The sequence below is a fragment of the Caballeronia sp. AZ7_KS35 genome, from assembly GCF_023631045.1.
Classification (GTDB): Bacteria; Pseudomonadota; Gammaproteobacteria; order Burkholderiales; family Burkholderiaceae; genus Caballeronia; species Caballeronia zhejiangensis.
Genome location: NZ_JALQDV010000009.1, coordinates 175,392 through 196,822, shown reverse-complemented (window position 1 = coordinate 196,822; position 21,431 = coordinate 175,392). Strand labels below are relative to the sequence as shown.

Sequence of the window (21,431 nt, the reverse complement as noted above, 5' to 3'; positions counted from 1 at the left end):
CATGCAAAGCGTGCGTGCTAGCCAAGTTAGGTCAGCTCGGCCGTCGGCTTGTACGCAAGGTCAATCCAATCGTACAGTTGGATAGTGCCGATACCATTAAGCCTGTGCCCAAGCGCCATCGCAAATACAGCTGGCGCCTTGATAAAAAGGTGCAGTCGCTTTAGCCGATGTCGCGAACGGAACGAAGAGAGGGCAGCCTTCGCCTCGTGGACCGCAGTATTCAAGTCTTTCATATTCTCGATTGCCTTGCTACTGGCGAGATGAAGTTGCGCCAGGTCACGGAGTCCGAGCCCGTCAGTCGCAAGTTTGACGTCGTCGGCTTGAGAGTATGGAAAGCTGATTGCAGCAACTGCCTCGTCATGCGGTACTGCCGCAGTGATATCGGTTACCTGGAAGAATGGTCCGTTCACCCGTTCGTGGTCGGAGGTGTCGAAGGTCGAACCGTTGTGGGTCATACGCAAGGTATGCCCGCGGGTAGCCGAGAATGTGTGTCCGATGACGCATGCCAACGAGATACGCTGTTTTGCCGAAAGCGCTATGGCTCTACCGGCTCGACTCGCGTGTAGAAAGCCGCTTAGCTCCTCTAGTTGCGTCTGCAGCGAGTGCCACTGCTCGATTCCCAGACTACCTCTCTTTTCGCCGTTGAAGGCGCCCACATCCAAAGACAGTTCCGAGATTGTGCATGGCGGACAAGACTGAAGCGAAATCTCGGCTGCGACGCTGAGCCACTGAGAACGTTCGCTAGGAGCAGCAGTAAGTAGGGCGTGTTCGATATCTGCACGATAGACGGTGTGTTTTGCGGAGGTGTTGACGAGGTTGGCGCAGTTTTTCCGGAACGCGTCTATCTCGCGGCTTCGCATGTCTCCAAGAACGGGCAGCGCGCTGTTGAGATTGCTTGTGAATGCGCCATCTGCATCACTACTGCGGTGCTTACTGAAAGACACTCGGTTGAGGACGAACTCCGCGGTCGCCTGCGACTGTCCGAGTGCTACTACAGCCGCGATGACTTCCCCGACTGCGCCCTGGCGAATCTTCGAATCAGCGTTCAGTGACTGACCGACTCCTCGATAACGCTCGAGCATCCTGAACAAGGGACCGAACTCGTTGTTGAAATCATCACAAACTAGAGAGAATCGGACGTACTCATCGGGCGCTTCGGTGTGGAGATGCTTAAACCGCTCGATTTCTTCCCAAAACGCGGCTTTCGTAAGTTGATACCCTTTTGCTTCATACAGTTCGCAAAGCGTGCCGCCGGTCGGTCGAAAGTAGCGTATCTCTACATCGCCGAGCACCTCGCTTACCGCGTGGCTGAAAGCGGATTGCGATAAGAGAAAGGGGAATTTCTGCAGGAGGTAAGAGTCCTGGTACTCGAATCCATCGCGCGCGATGACTCCGCCAACGGATTGGCGCTCGAAAAGAGGCGTTTTCATACTTATTCGAAAATCAGCGTTGAAGGCGTAATGGTTCCATCGAGTAAGTACGTGTGTGCACTTCCCTCTAACGCTTTCCGGCCAGCGAGCCTGAAGATGAGCAATACAACGAAGTTCGCGCCTACGTTCACATCAGTGACGATTCCTCGCATCGACGCGTGGTCGATGCTGCTCGGTTGAACCGAGAAGCTGGGGTGTGAATGCCACTCACCGAGGTAGTTGAAGCGCGTGTAGTCAAAGTCGGACTGGCGGAAGTACTCTGTAAGAGAGGTCAAGGCGGAGCGGGCGCTCCTCACGAAACTCGCAAACCTTCCGCCTCCCTGAACCGTGAGCCGTCGGACCACGAACTCAGCCGGCCCCACGTGCTCGGCCATCAGGATGCCTCCGCACTCGTTCGCTCCTGATGCACTGAGAGCACGTACGAGCGTGCCTTGAACGTCTCGAGGGATGCTCACGGTCAGCATGTAGGCGGTCCAAAAACAGCTAACAGATTTGTCAGTGCCTCAGTGTTGAAATCCTTCTGGGCTTCGGTACCTGTGCTCGCGGTGGCCGAAGGGCAGGTGATAGGCCGTGTATCGAAAGGAGCCTCAAACACCCACGCTTCCTGATAACCGAACAGGTAGGCTGCGACCGGAAAACGTCGCTCGTCAGCTAAGACGAGCGCGTCAATCGCAAACTGAGTCATTGATGCTGCAAGCTGACTGACCTCGGCATCTCCGGCGACCAGAGTTGCGTTGGCCAGTACAGCGTCATAAGTTTGGGCGTGCTTCAACGGAGCTTCAGGAAGTGTCGATAGATATGCATTTATTGCCGCGCGAACCGCCAACGGTTCGGCGTCGACGCCTGGAATGCTCCGCGCCATCAATGCGCCAATTCCGCCCGAGAATAGTTCTCCCCAGACCAGAGGAACACTGCGGCGAGTGCAGACCGCAGCCAATGACGAGAACACGCTCGAATTAGCCGTTGCGTCAATAACGAGGTCGCAGGCCGCGACCTGTTCCAAAACCGCACTGTTCAGGCTGGCGCTCTCTTGTCCCGCAAATCTAAAGGTTCGCGTCTGGACATCGGCATCAGGTTGAACGAGACGAATCGCGCCACGGACCCCATCAACTTTATCGAAGCCAACGGACAACCAGTCGAGTTGGTTGCGCGACAAATTCCCTGGCTGGAGAATGTCGTCGTCGATGAGGAGGAACTTTGATACACCCGAGCGCGCAAGGGTCAGCGCTAGTTTGCTCCCGACGGAGCCAAGCCCGATGACAGCCACCCGTTTTCCCGTTAGAGCCCGATTTCTCTCGGGTTGGCGCAGGTCGCTAGTGGTCTCGAGTTCGACCACTTGATATTCATAGGCAGTGGCTCCCTGTCCAGTTGCCAGTGCGATTGGTCGAAGTCGAAATTTGTCGTCTACCAGCAGAACGAATGCGAAGCGGTCATCGTCGTCACTCCAGGGCCACCGGTTCCTTTCTTTCAGAAACTCGCGTACTGCTGCTTGATTTGTCACAGGCGCTTTTAGCGGCGTCCAATCCTCGCAACGCACCGCGAATCCGGTCCGAGTGAAAGTGCCTCCAACAAATGAATCTGTGAGTTCCGTCGGAAGGGCTTGAACGTCGGGGGAATCGCTCGGACCTAATTTAGTGATGAAGCTCACCAGACCGGAGAGGCGAGGCGACGTAGATACAGCAATTGGGGTGACCGTATTGTCGAATGCGGTCAATAACGATGCTCTCAGTTGCGGTGTCACGCCGAACCGCTGCAGGGACAATCGTACTCGTTGTCCAATTGTGAAGTCGTGACGAGATGGAGTTTCGACTTGAAGAGCAGGGCCCAGCTTCTCGTATGACAGGAGCTTAAATGTGCTCGAGATAAGGTCCACGCCAGTAAGCGCGGGGGTCCAATTGTCCGGGCCGTACTCAAGGCACAGAGCACCGGAACCGACGTATTGGTGGCCACTCCAAGATTCGCTCTTATCCCGTGGCCTTACCCAGGCAGGGGCGTGCGGGAACAGCACTGGATAGACCAAGGTCGCTTCGTAGACAGTCGAGGCCAATGTAATGTCGAAATCGACACAAACGTCTTTCTCCTGTGTGAAGCCCCATTGAAGTTTCGTAAGCCAGGCTGACCGCGCTGCGAGCGAATACAGTCCGTGGGTCTCTTCCAACATGCGAACCGGCTCTTCCAAGAGCAAGCGCATCACGCAAATCCTGCTGGCTTATTAGGCGGCACGATTGCCTGGGAAGGAAATACCAAGGGCGCGACGTTGACTGCTGCAGGCCGGAGCAGGCTCGAACTCTTAGCTGCAGATTTCCGGAACCGGTCACCGAAAACGCGTTGCCACAACGCGAGAGCTTTATCCTCGTCGGTTTCTCTCTGAGCGCGTCGAGCCAAAACGGCATGCGTGGCCGCGACGTCGTAGAAGCGCTTGAACTCCTCCGGCCTCACGCGGGAGAAGACGTCGTTGCCATCGACACTCGGGTCTCGCAGACATGGAACCTGGCCTATCGCTGCATGTACTTGGTACTCTTGGGTCACCCGCTCCAAAAGCTTGCAGAACAACTCTTCGTAGCTTCGCTCTTTGGAATCCATGAGTTCGGCCACGAGAGTCTCGAGGATGAACCCTTTGGGGCGCCGAAGGTGAGGAAGATTTTCGCGCTTCCACCATTTAATCAGTTTGACCAGCGGCTTGAATGTCCCATCAGTGCGCCGATTGATATCGAGCGCCCATTTGTTGTGCCCCATCGGATTTGTCTCGAGCCAACGCTCCTCGTGCTTGTCAGCAATCAGCCAATACCCGTCGCGCCACGGGTCTGGAATGATGGGAACAACGTCCATCTCGACCGAGGCGAGCGATACGCATACCGACCGTCGATTGGATTCGAGGTCGCCGTATCCGCACTGCTTGAGCGCGCGACGAAGGGTTGAGATGACCGTACTCGGCTGGTCGGAAGTCGAGTGATTGGTGACAACAATAATGTCGACATCGGGCCGGCGAATAATCCCTTCGGTCGTGCGTGGTCGCAGGGCAGTATTGCGAGCATAAGAGCCAGAAAGATACGTCTCTAGATGAATGCTCTGGTAACGCTCTTCTGCAGCGAGCCTGGTGCGCAGAGTCGAATGCGCCGATGAGCACGTGAACTTGGTGGACGTACTAGGTTCGATTTCCGATAGAAAATCAATGAACTGCTGCTGAGTGGCCAATGACGCCCCCGATGCCGAACGTTAATTGTAATGTTCATAACACAATATATTCCGTCGTTTGCGCTGTCAAGCACAAGATGTTGTGTTTTTCGCCGGGCTATGACTTTGCGCGCACGTTTTTGGCGAGGAAATGGTAGCCGGGTCGGGATGGCACCAGTCCGCTCGGACAGTCCTTCTCAGTGCGTAACGCGAGTCGGTTTCGTTAATACTTGTCGTCGGAGCGACGAGTCTAGAACGGATGGCGTAGGGCGCATGTAGTCTAAGACCTTCCTCGGTGCGCGTCTTAAGAATTACCGTGTTGCGTTTTAACGACACTGTCGGCAGGCCGGCCCAAAAAAAGGGAGCGATAGCCTCGGTTTTAAGTGGGGGCGTACGGAAACGACAACTGATGGCTTAACCGGCTTAATGTGATTTCTAGGAACTCCGGTGTTTAGGTTGAAAAACGACAACTTATCTTTTGATGCCATCTTTTGCTTAATTTCACAGCTTACATTCGCAAAGAGGTGAACGTGGAGCGTCTTGCCGTTGCCTGCATTCGCTGGGCTAGCTAACTCGAACGACATCTCGTAGAAGTTAAGCGGAGACTGCAACCGTCGCCGCGCCGTTTCGACGCATATCTATACGTGTCGGCTCGCACGTTGCAGTTATGGAAAATATGCGACCAGCTAGGCCTAACGCGCGACTGGTCGCATCTCGCGAATTTCGTCAATCACGATGCAGACGCCGACCTGTTGGCTTTTCACTCACTCACACACTCCGTGGCGACCCATTTCGACTCTATATAACGGTTCGAGTCGTGTAGGGCGGGCCAAACGGCCTGCACACAGGCAAAAGCCCAGTCTTCCTTCGGCTGGGCTTTTTGCTTTGCGCTCCGCGCAAAGCAAGCAGCGAGGCGCCATCGCCTGGCCCGCTTCCTGCCCGTCCTTCCCCCGCGTGCGCGCCCGATCCCCGCAACTCCGCGCCACACAACGCTTCACAAATTTAACCATCTCGTACAAGCAGACGTGCCGCCCATCGACGGTGCGCCGATGCGTCATCGTGGCGCGCGGTGCGCCACAACGGTGACGGTGCGTACCGCATCGTCGAAAGAGGGTGACTTGAACAATCGAGCATACGAAACCAGCCCGGCGCAATGCTCGCTATGGAATCGCAAGAAGCTGCGCCTGCAACCGGAATCGCGCCGCGTGCTGCTCGCGCTGCCGGAACGCGTGCTCGGCGCATCGCTTGCGTCGCTGTTCGAGCTGAAGGGCTTTCCGGCGCAGCTTGCGGCGGATGTGTCATCGGCCAGAAACATCGTCGAGCAATGGCGTCCGCATGTGCTTTTTCTCGATACGCGCATCGGAGGTTCCGGCAACTACGCGCTGGTGCGGGCGCTGCGCGAAGCCGATGACGACGCCACTCGCCTCATCATCGCGATGAGCGGTTTTCTGCCCGAAGAGCCGATCGCGCATCTCAAGGAAGCGGGCTACGACGGCCATTGCCGCCGTCCGTGTCCCGTATGGCAGATGACCGATCTGCTCGACGAGTTCTTCGCCTGTCACGCGGTTCGCTGACCCGCGCGGACCGCATCGCGCGCGCATACCCGCGCGGGACGAACACGACGTCGAGCGCGATCATCGCGACGAGGCTCGCGGCGAGCATCATCCACGACATCGAGAAGCCGCCGCTCACGTCGCGCACGATGCCCGCGACGACCGGCGCAATCGCCGCGATCACGAACCCCACGCCCTGCACGAACGCGACGAGCCGCGCGGCCAACGCGGGATCGTCGGCGTGATCGAGCGTCAGCACGAGCGAAAGGGCGAACACACCGCCAAGGCCCGCGCCGAGCAACGCGACGACGGCGAGCGGCGCGGCAAGCGGCGCCACTAGCAACAGCGCGAACCCCGCGAGCTGCGCGGCGAGGCCGAGCGCGATCCACGGACGACGATCCCTGCCGCGTCCGAAACGCGCCGCCGCCATCGGCAACAGCAGCGCGGACGACGCCTGGAACGCCGTGAGCATCGCCAGCAGGGCGCCGCTTTCGGTCACGCCGCGGCCGAGTTGCTGGTAATACGCGGGCATCCACGCGACGAGGCTCGTATAGCCGCCATTGACGAGCCCGAAGAAAATCCCGAGCGTCCACGCGCGACGATTGAGAAAGAGCGACGGCGCGGGCTTCGCGCGGCCCGTCGATGCGACGCGCGGCAACGCATCGGCGCGCATCAGCATCATCCACGCCGCGAGCGCCATCAGCGCGGGAACAGCCCAGAACGCGAGTCCAGCCTGCCACGTCACGCGCGATGCGACCGCCGGCGTGATGCTCGCGCCGAGCCCGCCGCCCGCCATGATCGATGCGGAATAGAGGCCCATCGCGAAGGGCAGGCGCGCGGGAAAGCGCGTCTTCATCACGCCCGGCAAGAGCGCCTGAATGACGGCGACGCCCGTGCCCGCGATGGCCGCGCTCGCGACGAGCGCCACCGCGTTCCCCGCGACGAGGCGCGCCGCGCACGCCGCGACGATCGCGATGAGCCCGAGCGCCACGCCGCGCGCATTGCCGACCGAGCGTGACAGCGCGCTCGCGCCGAACGCGCACACGCCCATCGCGACGACGGGCAAGCCGGTCAGCATCGACGCCCCGCGAAACGACAGTCCTGTCGCGTGCAAGATCACGCCCATCAGCGGACTGACGGACGTGAGCAGCGGCCGCAGATTCAGGCCGATCGCGACGATCACCGCGAGCCACGCGACGTTCGATGCTTTCATGTGACTCATCCTCGGTGCGAAATGGTTGACCATTCTATCTATTTTTGGTCAACCAAAAATACGACGAACCGAATAGGGCGCATTCGTACGCGGCGGTGCGCGCTCGCTACAATGCGATTCATCGCAAGCACGGCGGGCATCATGGCATCACGCAAGGACACTTCATCGAAGGACATTTCCGCGGACGAGCGCGTCTACGCGGCAATCGCGTCCGCGCTTTTGCAAGGCAAGCTCGCGCCCGGCGCGCAGCTCGTCGAGCGCGAGCTCGCCGCAGCCTTCGAGTGCACGCGCGGCACGATCCGCAAGGTGCTCGCGCGCCTCGGCGCGGAAGGCAAGCTCACGCTCGAAGCGAATCGCGGCGCGTTCGTGCCGTCGCCGACCGTCGACGACATCCGCGAGGTTTATCGCGCGCGGCAAGTGGTGGAGGCGGGCATCGTCGCATCGCTGTGCGGCGCGTTGAGCGTGAAGGCGTTGCGTGCGTTGCGCGCTCACGTCAAGGCCGAACAGCGCGCGCTGAAAGCGGGGAGCGTCGCGGAATGCGTGCGTCTCGCGGGCCACTTTCATGTGCTCCTCGCGGAACTCGCGGGCGCGCCGGAAGTGGAGGCGTTTCTCGCGAGGCTCGTCGCGAAGACCGAGCTCTACAAGGCGCTTTTCGATCCATCGAAGCTGTCGAACTGCTCATCCGATGAACACGCGCAACTCATCGACGCCCTCGAACAGGGCGATCTCGATGCCGCGCTAACTGCGATGCGTACGCACATCGACGAACTGGAAGCGCGCGTTCTCGCGCAAGCGGGCGCGTCGCGCACGAGCGATCTGGCGACGATCTTCGCGCTCGCGTGATCGTCGGCAAAAAGAAAGGGCCGCGGCTTCGAAAGCCGCGGCCCTGTCATTGTTGCGTGCGCGCGATGCTTACTGCGAGAAGTCGAGCGCGTTGGTCAGATCGCCCATCTTCGGCGCGCCGTTCGCCACCAGCGCGGCGTCGCGCGAGGCGAGGCCCGGCAGCGTCGGCAGGTTGAAGCGCTTCGTGATGAAGCGAAGGATCGACGTGGTGTCGTACTGCGTGTGATCGACGAAGCCCTTCTTCGCGTACGGCGAAATGATGAGCGCCGGAATGCGCGTGCCCGGACCCCAGCGATCGCCCTTCGGCGGCGCGACGTGATCCCAGAAGCCGCCGTTTTCGTCATACGTCACGACGACGACCATGTTCTTCCACTGCGGGCTCTTCTGCAGATGCGAGATCAGATCGGCGATGTGCTGGTCGCCCTGCGCGACGTCCGTGTAACCGGCGTGCTCGTTCAGGTTGCCCTGCGGCTTGTAGAACGCGACTTGCGGCAGCGTGCCCGCGTCGATCGCCTTGATGAACTCCGAACCGTTCGTGCCGCCGTCGAGCAAGTGTTGCGCGCGGTTCGCCGTACCGGGCGCGAGATCGGCGAAGTAGTTGAACGGCTGATGATGCGTCTGGAAGTCAGGCACGACGTTGACCGCGCCGTTGATGACCGAGCGGTTCGCGAGCGCCGCCGCCCACGAGCCGCCGTACCACGCCCAACTCACGCCCGCGCTGTTCAGCAGATCGCCGATGTGCTGCTGCGTCTGCGGCGGCAGCGTGTTGGCCTTGGTCGCATCGCCGAGCGCCGGATCGACGCCCGCGGGCGCCGGGTTGCCGCTCGGCTGATACGGCGGCTGCATCGTGTTGACGGCGTAGAAGTCGGGCGTGAGCGTGCCCGAGTTCACGAACTGCGCGTCCGCCGAGCCGGTGAGCGCCGAAGGCGGCGGATCCGTCTTGAGCTTCAGCGACACGCCATCGGCATTCACGGCCGAAATCGAGCCGGACGCGACGCTCTTGTCCGCGTTCGGATAGATCGGCGTGCAGGCGCAGACGAGCCACTGGTGATTCAGGAACGAGCCGCCGAACGCGCCCATGAAGAAGTTGTCCGCGAGCGTGTATTGCTGCGCGATCTTGTAGAGGGGCAGCTTGTCCGGCGGCGTGTCGTAGTGACCCATGACGAGCGCGCCCGAATCGCCCCACGCGGCGAACTTGTCGTTCTTGCCGCCGTCGATCTGCATCTGATTCTCGTAGAAGCGGTGATACAGATCGCGCGTCGTGACGTTGAGCTGGATGTTGAAGCCCTTCGGATCGTCGATGGCGAAGGGCGCGTTCGGCAGATTCGTCGTCATCGCCGCGGTGATCGCGGGCGTCACGCCCGTCGCCGTCAGGCCGGTCCAGATCGTCGGCAATGTCGGCAGAACGCTGCCGTCGCGGTCGAGTTGCTGCGCGCTCGCCGCCGTCACGTTCTGCAGGCCGTTCGCGCCGGGGAAATGCCCGTACAGATTGTCGAAGCTGCGATTTTCCGCGTAGATCACGACGACGTTCTTCACCGAAGAAATATCGCTGCTGTCGTGATGGTCGTCGCCACCGCATGCGTAGAGGCCGAATGCGGCAGTGGCCACGATCGGCACCGCGCAAACGAGTTTCTTGTTCATTGAGGATCTCTCTTGTGTTGGGGACCGGCGCACGGCGCGGCTTCATCGTCGAATGAGTCTTTGCTCGCCGGCGTGCGCAGTGTCGCAACGCAAATTGACGCAACCATGTAACAACGCTTTCGTTTGCGTAATGTTTGCTTAATAAATTTCGCGTAGATGGTTCGATGTGAAAGCGTCGAGGCTTGTCACATGAAAGACACGCAGACGACATACGCTTCGGCATCTTTCGATTCCGCCTCCTACGCCATGTCTTCGATGCGCCTGCCGTTCGTCCTGTGTTCCATCGCGCTTGCCGCGTTTTCGGCGGCGATGAGCGGCTGCGATTCGCACGCGGCGAACGTCGCGGCCAGGACGGTGAATGCGGCCAACGCGGACAACACGGCGCCGCACGGTCAATCGCGCGCGGAAGTATTCGCGCATGTGAAGCAGATCACCTCGCTCGGCGAGAAGCTTTTCTTCGATCCGTCGCTGTCCGGGTCGGGCAAGCTCGCGTGCGCGTCGTGCCATAGCCCGAGTCATGCGTTCGGGCCGCCGAATGCGCTGTCCGTGCAGCTCGGCGGCAACGACATGCATCAGGCGGGCTTTCGCGCGGTGCCGTCGCTCAAGTACTTGCAGTCGGTGCCTGCCTTCACGCGTCACTTCCACGATTCCGACGATGAAGGCGACGAAAGCGTCGATGCCGGACCGACCGGCGGCCTGACGTGGGACGGCCGCGTCGATCGCGGATCGGATCAGGCGCGCATCCCGATTCTGTCGTCGTTCGAAATGGGCAGCACGCCGGGCAAGGTCGTCGCGGCGGTGAAGGCGTCGTCCTATGCCGATGATTTCCGCCGCGCGTTCGGCGCCGATGTCTTCGCAAGCGACGACAAGGCGTTCGCGTCGGTGCTGGAATCGCTCGAAGCGTTCGAGCAATCGCCCGACAAGTTCTATCCGTACACGAGCAAGTACGATGCGTTCCTCGCCGGCCGCGCGAAGCTCAACGACGCCGAAATGCACGGCCTGCAACTCTTCAACGACGAGAACAAGGGCAATTGCGCGTCGTGCCACATCAGCCAGCGCGCGAAGGACGGCTCGCCGCCGCAGTTCAGCGACTTCGGCCTGATCGCGATCGGCGTGCCGCGCAACCGCGCCTTGCCGATCAACAAGAATCCGAATTTCCACGATCTCGGCGCATGCGGTCCCGAGCGTCGCGACCTGAAGGGCATGGACGAGTATTGCGGGATCTTCCGCACGCCGTCGCTGCGCAACGTCGCGACGCGCAAGACCTTCTTCCATAACGGCATCTATCATCGTCTGGAAGACGTGGTGCGTTTCTATGTCGAGCGCGACACGAATCCGGAAAAGTTCTATCCGGTGTCGAAGAACGGCGCCGTGCAGAAGTTCGACGACCTGCCGAAGAAGTACTGGGAGAACGTCAACACCGAGCCGCCGTTCGATCGCAAGAAAGGCGACAAACCCGCGCTCGACGAAGCCGAGATCAAGGACGTCGTCGCGTTCCTCGGCACGCTCACCGACGGCTACGATCCGGCGAGGGACAAGGACTCGCAAAAGGGCATCGGCATCAACGAAATGAAGTCCGCGCAAAACTGAGACAGCGCGGGCGGCGCGGCCCGCGCCTCATGCTATTCTCGTTGCAGCCGACGGCCGGCGCGGTCATCGGCGAAACACCAATGCAACGAGGAGAAACTTCATGCCGATACGAGATCGAGCGTTCGCTCACGCCTCTCTCCGGACGATCGCGGCAGCCGCGCTCGTCGCCGTGAGCGCGACCGCATCCGCCGCCAATCTCGGCTTCCTGAACAACACGCCGATCACCTACATGAAGCAGCGCGACCTGCAGGCGCTCAACAAGGCCGCGCAGATCGCGCTCAACACGAAGCAGGACGGCGAATCGCTCGACTGGAACAACGAGGGCACGGGCAACACGGTCCCGATCAATGGAACGGTGACGCCGCAGGAAACCTTCGAATCCGGCGGCCTCAAATGCCGCAAGGTCACGCTCGTCGCGCACGCGAAGGGACAGACGCAAACCTGGATCCCGACCGCATGCAAGCAGAGCGACGGCACGTGGAAACTCAAGAAGCAGTGACGAACCGGGCAAGCGATCGATGACCGCGCGCACCGTATCGTGCGGCGTGGTCATCCTCAACGAACAGGGCGACGTGCTGCTCTGTCACGCGACCGAAACCACGCACTGGGACGTGCCCAAGGGCGCCGCCGATCCGGGCGAAAGCCCGCGCGAGGCGGCGTTGCGCGAGCTCGTCGAGGAGACGGGCATCGTGCTGCCCGCTGAACGTCTGAAGGATCTCGGGCGCTTCGTCTATCGCCGCGACAAGGATCTGCATCTGTTCGCGGTGCGCGTTTCCGCCGAGGAAGTGCAGCTTGAAAATTGCGTGTGCGAATCGTTTTTCCCGCGCTACAGCGACGGCACCATGATTCCGGAGATGGATGCGTATCGTTGGGTCAGTCCGGCGGATGTCGATCAGTTCGCGAGCCGCAGTCTCGCGCGGCTCTTTCAGACCACGCTCTCGCTCGCCGAACTGCACGAGACGCTTTGACCGGCGCGATCAGTCGATCGTGCGGTCGTTGGGATTGGCGAAGAGCGCCTTCATTTCCGGCGACATCGGGAATTGCAGGTTGATGCCGTCGGGCGGAATCGGGCGCATGAACCACGTCTCGTAGAGTTTCGTGGCTTCGCCCGAGCGCTGCATGCCGGCGATCACGTCGTCGACGATGCGCTTGAACACCGGGTCGCCCTTTCTCATCATGCAGCCGTACGCTTCGTTCGCGAGCGGCGCGCCCGTCACCGTGTATTCATTGCGCGCCGCGCCTTCCTGCGCGATCTTGCCGTAGAGAAGCGGATCGTCCATCACGAACGCGACCGCGCGATCCGACTTCAGCGCGGCGAACGCCTCCGCATGATCGCGCGCGCTGATGATGCGCAGGTTCAGCTTCCTGTCGATGCTCATCTGCCGCAGCATGCGCTCGTCCGACGTGCCCGCCGTCGTCACGACCGTCCTGTTCGCGAGATCGTCGTAATCGCGGATGCCCGACTTCTTCTTCACGGCCATGCGGATGCCGTACTGAAAAAAGCTGTTCGAGAACGCGACGAGCGGATCGCGATCGGCCACATGCGCGGTCGAGCCGCATTCCAGATCGACCTGATTGTTCACGACATAAGAGATGCGGTTCGCCGACGTGACCATCACGTTCTTGACCGCGAGGTTCGGCATCTTGAGGCGCTTCCTGATGTCGTCGACGACCTTCAGTGCGATGTCGTACGAGTAGCCCACTGGCTGCTGCTTCACCGTGTACGAAAACGGCACCGACGATTCGCGCGTGCCCAGCACGATCGCGCCGTTCTCGGCGATCTTGCGCAGCGTCGCCGACGGCGGCATCTGATCGACGCTGGCTTGGGCCGTCGCCAGTTCGGCGCTCGTGGCGGCACCCGCGCCGGCGGATGCGAACAGCAGCACGGAGGCGAGGGCGGCGCTTCGTTGGGCCCGTGTGCGGCGCGGCGCGAAGGAATGCGACTGCTTCATGTTCTCCTCGTTGGAAGCGGCGTATGGCCGGGCCGCCAGACACGACGAGGGCGCCGCGCGGCGCCCTCGTTGCATCGATGTCAGGCCGGCTTGCCCCAGCTGTCGCGCAGGCTGACGATGCGGTTGAACACGGGCTTACCCGGCTGCGAATCCACACGGTCCGCGACGAAGTAGCCGTGCCGCTCGAACTGGAAGCGGTCTTCGGCGTTCGCATCGCGCGCGCTCGGTTCGAGATAGGCGTTCACGACGCGCTTCGAATCCGGATTGAGCGCGTCGAGGAACTCCGCGCCGCCCGCGCCCGGCTGCGGTTCCTTGAACAGACGGTCGTACAGACGCACCTCGGCCGCATAAGCGCTCGCCGCGCTGACCCAGTGGATCGTGCCCTTCACCTTGTAGTTGTTCGCGCCTTCGGTGCCCGACTTGCTGTCCGGGAAGTAGTTGCAGTGCACGGCGATCACGTTGCCGTTCTCGTCCTTGTCCGCGCCCGTGCATTCGACGATGAAGCCGTACTTCAGACGCACCTTGTTGCCGGGGAAGAGGCGGAAATAGCCCTTCGGCGGCGTTTCCTGAAAGTCCTCGCGCTCGATCCACAATTCGCGCGAGAACGGGAACGTGCGTACGCCGCGATCCGCATGATGCGGATGCACCGGCGCGCTGCATTCCTCGCTCTGTCCTTCCGGATAGTTGTCGATGACGAGCTTCAGCGGATCGAGCACGGCGATCGCGCGCGGCGCTTTCTCGTCGAGATCGTCGCGCAGTGCGCCTTCGAGAATGCTCATGTCGATCCACGAATCGACCTTCGTCACGCCGACGCGCTCGACCATCAAACGAATGCTTTCCGGCGTAAAGCCGCGGCGACGCACGCCGACGATGGTCGGCATGCGCGGATCGTCCCAGCCGTCGACGTGATTGTCCTGCACGAGCTGCAGCAGCTTGCGCTTGCTCGTGATCGCGTAGGTGAGGTTCAGGCGCGAGAACTCGATTTGTTGCGGGAGCGGACGCTGAAACACGCCGTCGTCCGCGAGCTGCGCGAGGAACCAGTCGTAGAGCGGCCGATGATCTTCGAACTCCAGCGTGCAGAGCGAGTGCGTGATGTTCTCGATCGCGTCCGACACGCAGTGCGCGTAGTCGTACATCGGGTAGATGCACCACGTATCGCCGGTACGGTAATGATGCGCGAAGCGGATGCGGTAGATGACCGGATCGCGCATGTTGAAGTTCGGCGACGCCATGTCGATTTTCGCGCGCAGCACGTGCTCGCCTTCCTTGAACTCGCCCGCCTTCATGCGGCGGAAGAGGTCGAGGTTTTCTTCGGGCGAACGATCGCGATACGGCGAGTTGATGCCGGCTTCGGTGGCCGAGCCGCGCGTCGCGCGCATCTCTTCGGCCGTTTGACTGTCGACGTACGCCTGGCCCTTCTTGATGAGCATTTCGGCGTATTCGTACAGCTTGTCGTAGTAGTCGCTCGCGAAATAGCGGTGCTCGATGCCGTTCTTGTTCCAGTCGAAGCCGAGCCATTTCACGGCGTCGATGATCGAATCGACGTATTCGACGCTTTCCTTCTCGGGATTCGTATCGTCGAAGCGCAGATGGCACACGCCGCCGTAATCCGCGGCGAGGCCGAAGTTCACGCAGATGCTCTTCGCATGGCCGATATGCAGATAGCCGTTCGGCTCCGGCGGAAAGCGCGTCTCGACCCGCTGCGACCATTTGCCGGAGCGGTTGTCGTCTTCGATGATGTTGCGAATGAAATTGGATGGCGCCGGAGCGTCGTTGCGATCGGTGTTCATGCGGAAAAAGTGGCAGCGGATGCGCTCGCGCGCGTGATCGGTTCGGGAAGCGCTCGATGAAACTCGAAACGCGTACGAAGGCCTTGAATATTGGGTCGATTCTACCTTACGCAACCGTCCGGGGCAGGCCGCGGCGGCGTATGAGGAAGCGCTCGCGCTTTGTTTCGCCGGGCGGTTCCAGCCGTCGCGCCGTTTCGCGAGTTCCGTTACATGGTTTACGTGCCGCGGCACGCCTCGTAACCGCCGTAACGGGACGTAAATCGCGTTGAAAGGCGCGCGCGCGGGCTCTTAAGATCGGCTCGCGTGCATCGAGCGCGCCGGTTCCGGGGGCACGCTCGAGCGCCAGGCACAACACATCACAACGACAACACAAGGAAGCCCATCATGAAGAAGATCGCCCTCACGACGCTCAAATTCGCCGCCGCAGCCGCGCTCGTATCGAGCCTCGCCGCCTGCGCAAACGTCTCGCGTCAGCAGGCTCACGCGGGCGTCGGCGCGGCCGCCGGCGGCGCGCTCGGGTATCTGGTCACGGGCGGGCCGATCGGCACCGTCGCGGGCGCGGCGGCGGGCGGTCTGATCGGCGCGGGCGTTCGATAAGGGTTCAGATCGCCTTCTTTTCCCGCAATCGCGCGATTTTCGCTTCGTCGTAGCCGAGCACGTCGGCCAGCACGCTCGACGTGTGCTCGCCTAGCAGCGGCGGATGCGTGCGCGCTTCGGGCGGCGTCGCGCTCATCTTGATCGGGCTCGCGACGAGTTTCACGGTGCCGGCCGTCGGATGCGGCAGATCGATCTGCATCCTGCGCGCGAGCACTTGCGGATCCTCGAATACTTCGCCGAGATCGTTGATCGGCCCGCACGGCACGCCCGCCGCCTCGAGCTCGGCGATCCATTCGTGCTTGCCTTTCAGACGCACCATGTCCGCGAGAATCGGCACGAGCATGTCGCGGTTGCGCACGCGCGACGGATTCGCCGCGAAACGCGCGTCGTCGGCCAGCTCGGGGCGTCCGCCCGCTTCGACGAACTTGCGGAACTGCCCGTCGTTGCCCACCGCGACGATGATCCAGCCATCGCTCGTCTGGAAGGTCTGATACGGCACGATGTTCGGATGCGCGTTGCCCCAGCGCACCGGCGGCTTGCCGCTCGCGAGAAAATTCGTGTTCATGTTGGCGAGCATCGCGACCTGCACGTCGAGCAGCGCCATGTCGATGTATTGGCCCTCGCCCGTGCGGTCGCGGTGCGCGAGCGCGGTGAGCACGCCGATGGTCGCGTACATGCCGGTCATCAGATCGGCGATCGCCACCCCCGCTTTCTGCGGACCGCCGCCGGGCTGGCCGTCGCGCTCGCCGGTGATGCTCATGAATCCGCCGATGCCCTGCACGATGAAATCGTAGCCCGCGCGCGACGCGTACGGCCCCGTCTGCCCGAAGCCCGTCACCGAGCAATAGACGATGTCCGGCTTCACGGCCTTCAGCGACTCGTAGTCGAGCCCGTACTTCTTCAGTTGCCCGGCCTTGTAGTTTTCGAGGACGACATCGCTTTGCGCGGCCAGCTCGCGCACGATCTGCTGGCCTTCGGGCGTGGCGATATCGACCGTCACCGAGCGCTTGTTGCGGTTCGCCGCGAGGTAGTACGCGGCTACGTGCGTGTCGTTGCCCTCGGGCGTCTTGAGGTAGGGCGGGCCCCAGTGACGGGTGTCGTCGCCGGTTCCGGGCCGCTCGATCTTGATGACGTCCGCGCCGAAGTCGGCGAGCGTCTGCGCGCACCACGGTCCCGCCAGCACGCGGGTCAGGTCCAGCACGCGAATATGGCTCAAGGCTCCCATCGATGTGTCTCGCTACGTTGTGTCTCCGGAGTGCGACTGTCGCACAGAACCGCGGCGTGCGCGATAGCGCGGGCGTCCGCATCGCCCGGGCGCGCGCGGCGAATCCCGTATAATCGACAATCACCCTTGTTCCGCCGGCAGCCTGCGAAATCAGCTGCCCGCGGGCGCCATCAAAGAACCGAAGACACGCCCCGTACGCTATGAAAGCCGCCGAAATACGCGAGAAATTCCTGAAGTTTTTCGAATCGAAGGGCCATACGATCGTGCGTTCGTCGAGCCTCGTGCCCGGCAACGACCCGACGCTGCTCTTCACCAACTCGGGCATGGTCCAGTTCAAGGACGTGTTCCTGGGCAGCGAATCGCGTCCGTATTCGCGCGCGACGACCGCGCAGCGCAGCGTGCGCGCGGGCGGCAAGCACAACGATCTGGAGAACGTCGGCTACACCGCGCGGCATCACACGTTCTTCGAGATGCTCGGCAACTTCTCGTTCGGCGATTACTTCAAGCGCGACGCCATCCACTACTGCTGGGAACTGCTGACGAAGGTCTACAACCTGCCGGCGGAAAAACTCACGGTCACGGTCTATCAGGAAGACGACGAAGCCTTCGATATCTGGGCGAAGGAAATCGGCGTGCCGGTCGAGCGCATCATCCGCATCGGCGACAACAAGGGCGCCCGTTACGCATCGGACAATTTTTGGCAGATGGCCGACACCGGCCCGTGCGGTCCGTGCTCCGAAGTGTTCTACGACCACGGCCCGGAAATCTGGGGCGGCCCGCCGGGATCGCCCGAAGAAGACGGCGACCGCTTCATCGAGATCTGGAATCTCGTGTTCATGCAGTTCAATCGCGACGCGCAAGGCAACATGACGCCGCTGCCCAAGCAGTGCGTCGATACCGGCATGGGCCTCGAACGTCTCGCCGCGGTGCTGCAGCACGTGCACAGCAACTATGAGATCGACCTGTTCCAGAATCTCATCAAGGCCGCGGCGCGCGAAACGAACACGCCGGATCTGGAAAACAACTCGCTGAAGGTGATCGCGGACCACATCCGCGCATGCTCGTTCCTGATCGTCGACGGCGTCATTCCCGGCAACGAAGGCCGCGGCTACGTGCTGCGCCGCATCGTGCGCCGCGCGATCCGTCACGGCTACAAGCTCGGCAAGAAGGGCGCGTTCTTCCACAAGCTCGTCGCGGATCTCGTCGCGGAAATGGGCGCGGCGTATCCGGAACTCACCGATGCGCAACAACGCGTGACCGACGTGCTGCGTCAGGAAGAAGAGCGCTTCTTCGAGACCATCGAGCACGGTATGTCGATCCTCGAAGGCGAACTCGCCGATCTCGAAAAGAAGGGCGTGAAGCAACTGGACGGCGAACTCGCGTTCAAGCTGCACGACACCTACGGCTTCCCGCTCGATCTGACGGCGGACGTGTGCCGCGAGCGTGGCGTGACCGTCGACGAACCCGCGTTCGACGACGCGATGGCGCGTCAGCGCGATCAGGCGCGCGCGGCCGGCAAGTTCAAGCTGGCGGCGGGCCTCGAATACTCGGGCGCGAAGTCCACGTTCCACGGCTACGAAAAGGAAATCTTCGACGACGCGAAAATCCTCGCGTTGTACGTCGAAGGCGCATCGGTCAATGAAGTGAAGGACGGCCAGCAAGCGGTCGTCGTGCTCGATCACACGCCGTTCTATGCCGAATCGGGCGGCCAGGTCGGCGATCAGGGCGTGCTCGCGAACGCAAGCGTGCGCTTCGCCGTCGCGGACACGCTGAAAGTGCAGGCCGATGTCGTCGGTCATCACGGCACGGTCGAGCAGGGCACGCTCAAGGTCGGCGACGTCGTGAAGGCGGAAATCGACGGCGTGCGCCGCGCCCGCACCGCGCGCAATCACTCGGCCACGCATTTGATGCACAAGGCGCTGCGCGAAGTGCTCGGCGGTCACGTGCAGCAGAAAGGCTCGCTCGTCGATGCGGACAAGACGCGCTTCGACTTTGCACACAACGCGCCGATGTCGGACGAAGAAATCCGTCGCGTCGAGCAGATCGTCAACAACGAGATCATCGCGAACGCGCCGGGCGTCGTGCGCGTGATGCCGTACGACGACGCGGTGAAGGGCGGCGCGATGGCGCTCTTCGGCGAGAAATACGGCGACACCGTGCGCGTGCTCGATCTCGGCTTCTCGCGCGAGCTGTGCGGCGGTACGCACGTGCAGCGCACCGGCGACATCGGCTTCTTCAAGATCGTGATGGAAGGCGGCGTCGCGGCGGGCATTCGCCGCGTCGAGGCGATCACCGGCGACAACGCCGTGCGCTACGTGCAGGAACTGGATCAGCGCATCAATGCGGCGGCGGGCGTGCTGAAGGCGCAACCGTCCGAACTCACGCAACGCATCGCGCAGGTTCAGGAGCACGTGAAGTCGCTGGAGAAGGAACTGGGCGCGCTGAAATCGAAGCTGGCGGCGAGCCAGGGCGACGAACTCGTCTCGAAGGCCGTCGATGTTTCCGGCGTGCAGGTGCTCGCCGCGCAACTCGAAGGCGCGGACGTGAAGACGCTGCGTGAAACCGTCGACAAGCTCAAGGACAAGCTCAAGAGCGCGGCGATCGTGCTCGCGTCCGTCGATGGCGGCAAGGTCAGCCTGATCGCGGGCGTGACGCCGGACGCGTCGAAAAAGGTGAAGGCGGGCGAGCTCGTCAATTTCGTCGCGCAGCAGGTCGGCGGCAAGGGCGGCGGCCGTCCCGACATGGCGCAGGCAGGGGGCACGGAACCGGCCAATCTGCCGGCCGCGCTGGCCGGCGTGACCGGATGGGTGCAGCAGCAGCTTTAAGCGTTCATCGCTTCTGACAAAACGGCTCGATCTGACGAAGATCGGGCCGTTTTTCTTTACACGCTGTCAGGTATGGCGCGTGCGTCTTCCCGTGAAGTTCCATCAACACAAGGGAGACGACATATGAATCGCAGACTCGCATCGATCATTGTGGCTTCGACGATGCTCGCAGCAACGGGCGCCGCGCAGGCGAAGGGCTGTCTGAAGGGCGCGGCGGTCGGCGGCGTCGCGGGACATGTCGCGGGCGGACATGGCACCGCGGGCGCGATCGGCGGCTGCGCGATCGGCCATCACGAAGCGAACAAGAAGGACAAGCAGGCGCAACAGGCGCAGCAGGCCAACGCCGCGAGCGCGCCGAACACCAAGTAGGCGCACGCGGTTCGGAAGGCGATGAACCGCTAAAATGGCCCGATTGCCGGCGCGCGCGATGACGTTCGATGTCTTAGCGCCCGCGCGCGCCGCGTTCAAACCGGCCATCACAGCGACCCCATGACAGCGCCCACGGACCCGATCCAACACTTCGCCTCCGACAACTACGCAGGCATCTGCCCGGAAGCGCTCCAAGCGCTGATCCAGGCCAACACGAGCGGCCACGAACCCGCCTATGGCGACGATTCGTGGACCACGCAAGTCTGCGACCGCATCCGCAACCTCTTCCAGACCGATTGCGAAGTCTTCTTCGTCTTCAACGGCACGGCGGCGAATTCGCTCGCGCTCGCGTCGCTCTGTCAGTCGTATCACTCGGTGATCTGCCACGAACTCGCGCATATCGAAACCGATGAATGCGGCGGCCCCGAATTCTTCTCCGGCGGCTCGAAGCTGCTCACCGCGAAGGGCGAGAACGGCAAGCTCACGCCCGACGCGATCGAAGAACTCGTCACGAAGCGCTCGGATATCCACTATCCGAAGCCCAAGGTCGTCTCGCTTACGCAGGCGACGGAAGTCGGCACCGTCTACACCGTCGAGGAGATCCGCGCGATCGCGGCCATCGCCAAGCGGCGGCATCTGAAGATCCACATGGACGGCGCGCGTTTCGCGAACGCGGTCGCGACGCTGAACGTGCATCCGTCGGAGATCACGTGGCGCGCGGGCGTCGATGTGCTGTGCTTCGGCGGCACGAAAAACGGTCTGCCGGTGGGCGAGGCGGTCGTGTTCTTCGACAAGGCGCTCGCCGCCGATTTTGCCTATCGCCTGAAGCAGGCCGGGCAACTCGCCTCGAAGATGCGCTTCATTTCCGCGCCGTGGCTCGGTCTGCTCGACGACGACGTCTGGCTGCGCAACGCGCGTCACGCGAACGCGATGGCATCGCTGATGGCCGAGCGCCTCGCCGGCATTCCGGGCGTGTCGCTGCTCTTCAAGCCCGAATCGAACGCGGTGTTCGCGGAGTTGCCGGCGCACGTCGCGGCGGCGCTGCGCGCGAAGGGCTGGCGCTTCTATCAGTTCATCGGCTCGGGCGGCTGCCGTCTGATGTGCGCGTGGGATACGCAGCGGGGGACCGTCGAGCGCTTCGTCGATGAAGTGCGCGCCTTGTCGGCGTCGATCTAACCCCGATTGACACTTCCGGCGTGCGGTTTCAACATGGCCGCACCTCTTTTATC

Annotated in this window: 18 protein-coding genes; 9 read left to right on the top strand and 9 right to left on the bottom strand. The window is 62.2% G+C overall.

Going from position 1 to position 21,431, the window contains the following annotated elements; genetic code table 11:
* Positions 1-26: 26 nt before the first annotated feature.
* The 4 genes from cap4 to NCT05_RS11090 all read right to left on the bottom strand — a co-directional run bounded on the left by cap4 (position 27) and on the right by NCT05_RS11090 (position 4,625).
* Positions 27-1,430 carry a CD-NTase-associated endodeoxyribonuclease Cap4 gene (gene cap4, locus NCT05_RS11105; protein ID WP_250502261.1) on the bottom strand — a complete coding sequence of 468 codons (1,404 nt, stop codon included), beginning with the start codon at positions 1,428-1,430 and terminating at the stop codon, positions 27-29.
* Positions 1,431-1,432: 2 nt separating this feature from the next.
* Complete coding sequence (locus tag NCT05_RS11100) at positions 1,433-1,894, bottom strand: Mov34/MPN/PAD-1 family protein (RefSeq protein WP_250502260.1); 462 nt, start codon at positions 1,892-1,894, stop codon at positions 1,433-1,435.
* The gene (locus NCT05_RS11095; RefSeq protein ID WP_250502259.1) at positions 1,888-3,192 is read right to left on the bottom strand and encodes a HesA/MoeB/ThiF family protein; all 1,305 of its coding nucleotides are present in this window, start codon (positions 3,190-3,192) and stop codon (positions 1,888-1,890) included. Before NCT05_RS11095 ends, NCT05_RS11100 begins: the two co-directional genes overlap by 7 nt.
* 428 nt (positions 3,193-3,620) lie before the next feature.
* Positions 3,621-4,625: an SMODS domain-containing nucleotidyltransferase gene (locus NCT05_RS11090; RefSeq protein WP_250502258.1), complete on the bottom strand. Its 1,005-nt coding sequence runs from the start codon at positions 4,623-4,625 to the stop codon at positions 3,621-3,623.
* Positions 4,626-5,722: 1,097 nt separating this feature from the next.
* Here NCT05_RS11090 and NCT05_RS11085 point away from each other — a divergent pair.
* Positions 5,723-6,178 carry a response regulator gene (locus NCT05_RS11085; protein ID WP_063828766.1) on the top strand — a complete coding sequence of 152 codons (456 nt, stop codon included), beginning with the start codon at positions 5,723-5,725 and terminating at the stop codon, positions 6,176-6,178.
* Here NCT05_RS11085 and NCT05_RS11080 read toward each other — a convergent pair.
* Positions 6,078-7,370 (bottom strand): cyanate transporter, encoded by a 1,293-nt coding sequence (locus tag NCT05_RS11080; RefSeq protein WP_250502257.1) that lies wholly within the window; start codon positions 7,368-7,370, stop codon positions 6,078-6,080. The two genes, NCT05_RS11085 and NCT05_RS11080, sit on opposite strands and share 101 nt — an antisense overlap.
* Before the next feature lie 141 nt (positions 7,371-7,511).
* Between NCT05_RS11080 and NCT05_RS11075 the strand changes: the two genes are divergently transcribed.
* Positions 7,512-8,213: a GntR family transcriptional regulator gene (locus tag NCT05_RS11075; RefSeq protein ID WP_239295557.1), complete on the top strand. Its 702-nt coding sequence runs from the start codon at positions 7,512-7,514 to the stop codon at positions 8,211-8,213.
* Positions 8,214-8,282: 69 nt separating this feature from the next.
* Here NCT05_RS11075 and NCT05_RS11070 read toward each other — a convergent pair whose 3' ends face one another.
* The gene (locus NCT05_RS11070; protein WP_250439991.1) at positions 8,283-9,854 is read right to left on the bottom strand and encodes an acid phosphatase; all 1,572 of its coding nucleotides are present in this window, start codon (positions 9,852-9,854) and stop codon (positions 8,283-8,285) included.
* A 309-nt stretch (positions 9,855-10,163) separates the two neighbouring features.
* Between NCT05_RS11070 and NCT05_RS11065 the strand changes: the two genes are divergently transcribed.
* The 3 genes from NCT05_RS11065 (at position 10,164) to NCT05_RS11055 (ending at position 12,412) form a co-directional block, all read left to right on the top strand.
* Positions 10,164-11,444 carry a cytochrome-c peroxidase gene (locus tag NCT05_RS11065; RefSeq protein WP_502801785.1) on the top strand — a complete coding sequence of 427 codons (1,281 nt, stop codon included), beginning with the start codon at positions 10,164-10,166 and terminating at the stop codon, positions 11,442-11,444.
* Between the two features lie 100 nt (positions 11,445-11,544).
* Positions 11,545-11,943 (top strand): RT0821/Lpp0805 family surface protein, encoded by a 399-nt coding sequence (locus NCT05_RS11060; protein WP_008342001.1) that lies wholly within the window; start codon positions 11,545-11,547, stop codon positions 11,941-11,943.
* Between the two features lie 19 nt (positions 11,944-11,962).
* Positions 11,963-12,412 (top strand): NUDIX hydrolase, encoded by a 450-nt coding sequence (locus tag NCT05_RS11055; RefSeq protein ID WP_008342000.1) that lies wholly within the window; start codon positions 11,963-11,965, stop codon positions 12,410-12,412.
* Positions 12,413-12,421: 9 nt separating this feature from the next.
* Here the strand turns inward: NCT05_RS11055 and NCT05_RS11050 are convergent, their stop codons facing one another.
* Positions 12,422-13,396, bottom strand: coding sequence for a transporter substrate-binding domain-containing protein (locus NCT05_RS11050; protein ID WP_008341999.1), 975 nt, complete (start codon positions 13,394-13,396; stop codon positions 12,422-12,424).
* A gap of 80 nt (positions 13,397-13,476) precedes the next feature.
* On the bottom strand, positions 13,477-15,186 hold the full coding sequence (locus NCT05_RS11045) for a glutamine--tRNA ligase/YqeY domain fusion protein (RefSeq protein ID WP_250496903.1): 1,710 nt from the start codon (positions 15,184-15,186) through the stop codon (positions 13,477-13,479).
* Between the two features lie 384 nt (positions 15,187-15,570).
* Between NCT05_RS11045 and NCT05_RS11040 the strand changes: the two genes are divergently transcribed.
* Positions 15,571-15,783 carry a hypothetical protein gene (locus NCT05_RS11040; protein WP_008341996.1) on the top strand — a complete coding sequence of 71 codons (213 nt, stop codon included), beginning with the start codon at positions 15,571-15,573 and terminating at the stop codon, positions 15,781-15,783.
* 4 nt (positions 15,784-15,787) lie between these two features.
* Here the strand turns inward: NCT05_RS11040 and NCT05_RS11035 are convergent, their stop codons facing one another.
* Positions 15,788-17,008, bottom strand: a complete 1,221-nt coding sequence (locus NCT05_RS11035; RefSeq protein ID WP_250502255.1) for a CaiB/BaiF CoA transferase family protein — start codon at positions 17,006-17,008, stop codon at positions 15,788-15,790.
* Positions 17,009-17,208: 200 nt separating this feature from the next.
* Here NCT05_RS11035 and alaS point away from each other — a divergent pair, with 200 nt between their 5' ends.
* The 3 genes from alaS (at position 17,209) to NCT05_RS11020 (ending at position 21,378) form a co-directional block, all read left to right on the top strand.
* A complete protein-coding gene (gene alaS / locus NCT05_RS11030) occupies positions 17,209-19,833 on the top strand; it encodes an alanine--tRNA ligase (RefSeq protein ID WP_008341992.1) in 2,625 nt (874 codons plus the stop codon).
* A 123-nt stretch (positions 19,834-19,956) separates the two neighbouring features.
* Positions 19,957-20,202 carry a hypothetical protein gene (locus NCT05_RS11025; RefSeq protein WP_250502254.1) on the top strand — a complete coding sequence of 82 codons (246 nt, stop codon included), beginning with the start codon at positions 19,957-19,959 and terminating at the stop codon, positions 20,200-20,202.
* 141 nt (positions 20,203-20,343) lie between these two features.
* Positions 20,344-21,378 carry a threonine aldolase family protein gene (locus NCT05_RS11020; protein ID WP_033537101.1) on the top strand — a complete coding sequence of 345 codons (1,035 nt, stop codon included), beginning with the start codon at positions 20,344-20,346 and terminating at the stop codon, positions 21,376-21,378.
* Positions 21,379-21,431 lie beyond the last annotated feature (53 nt).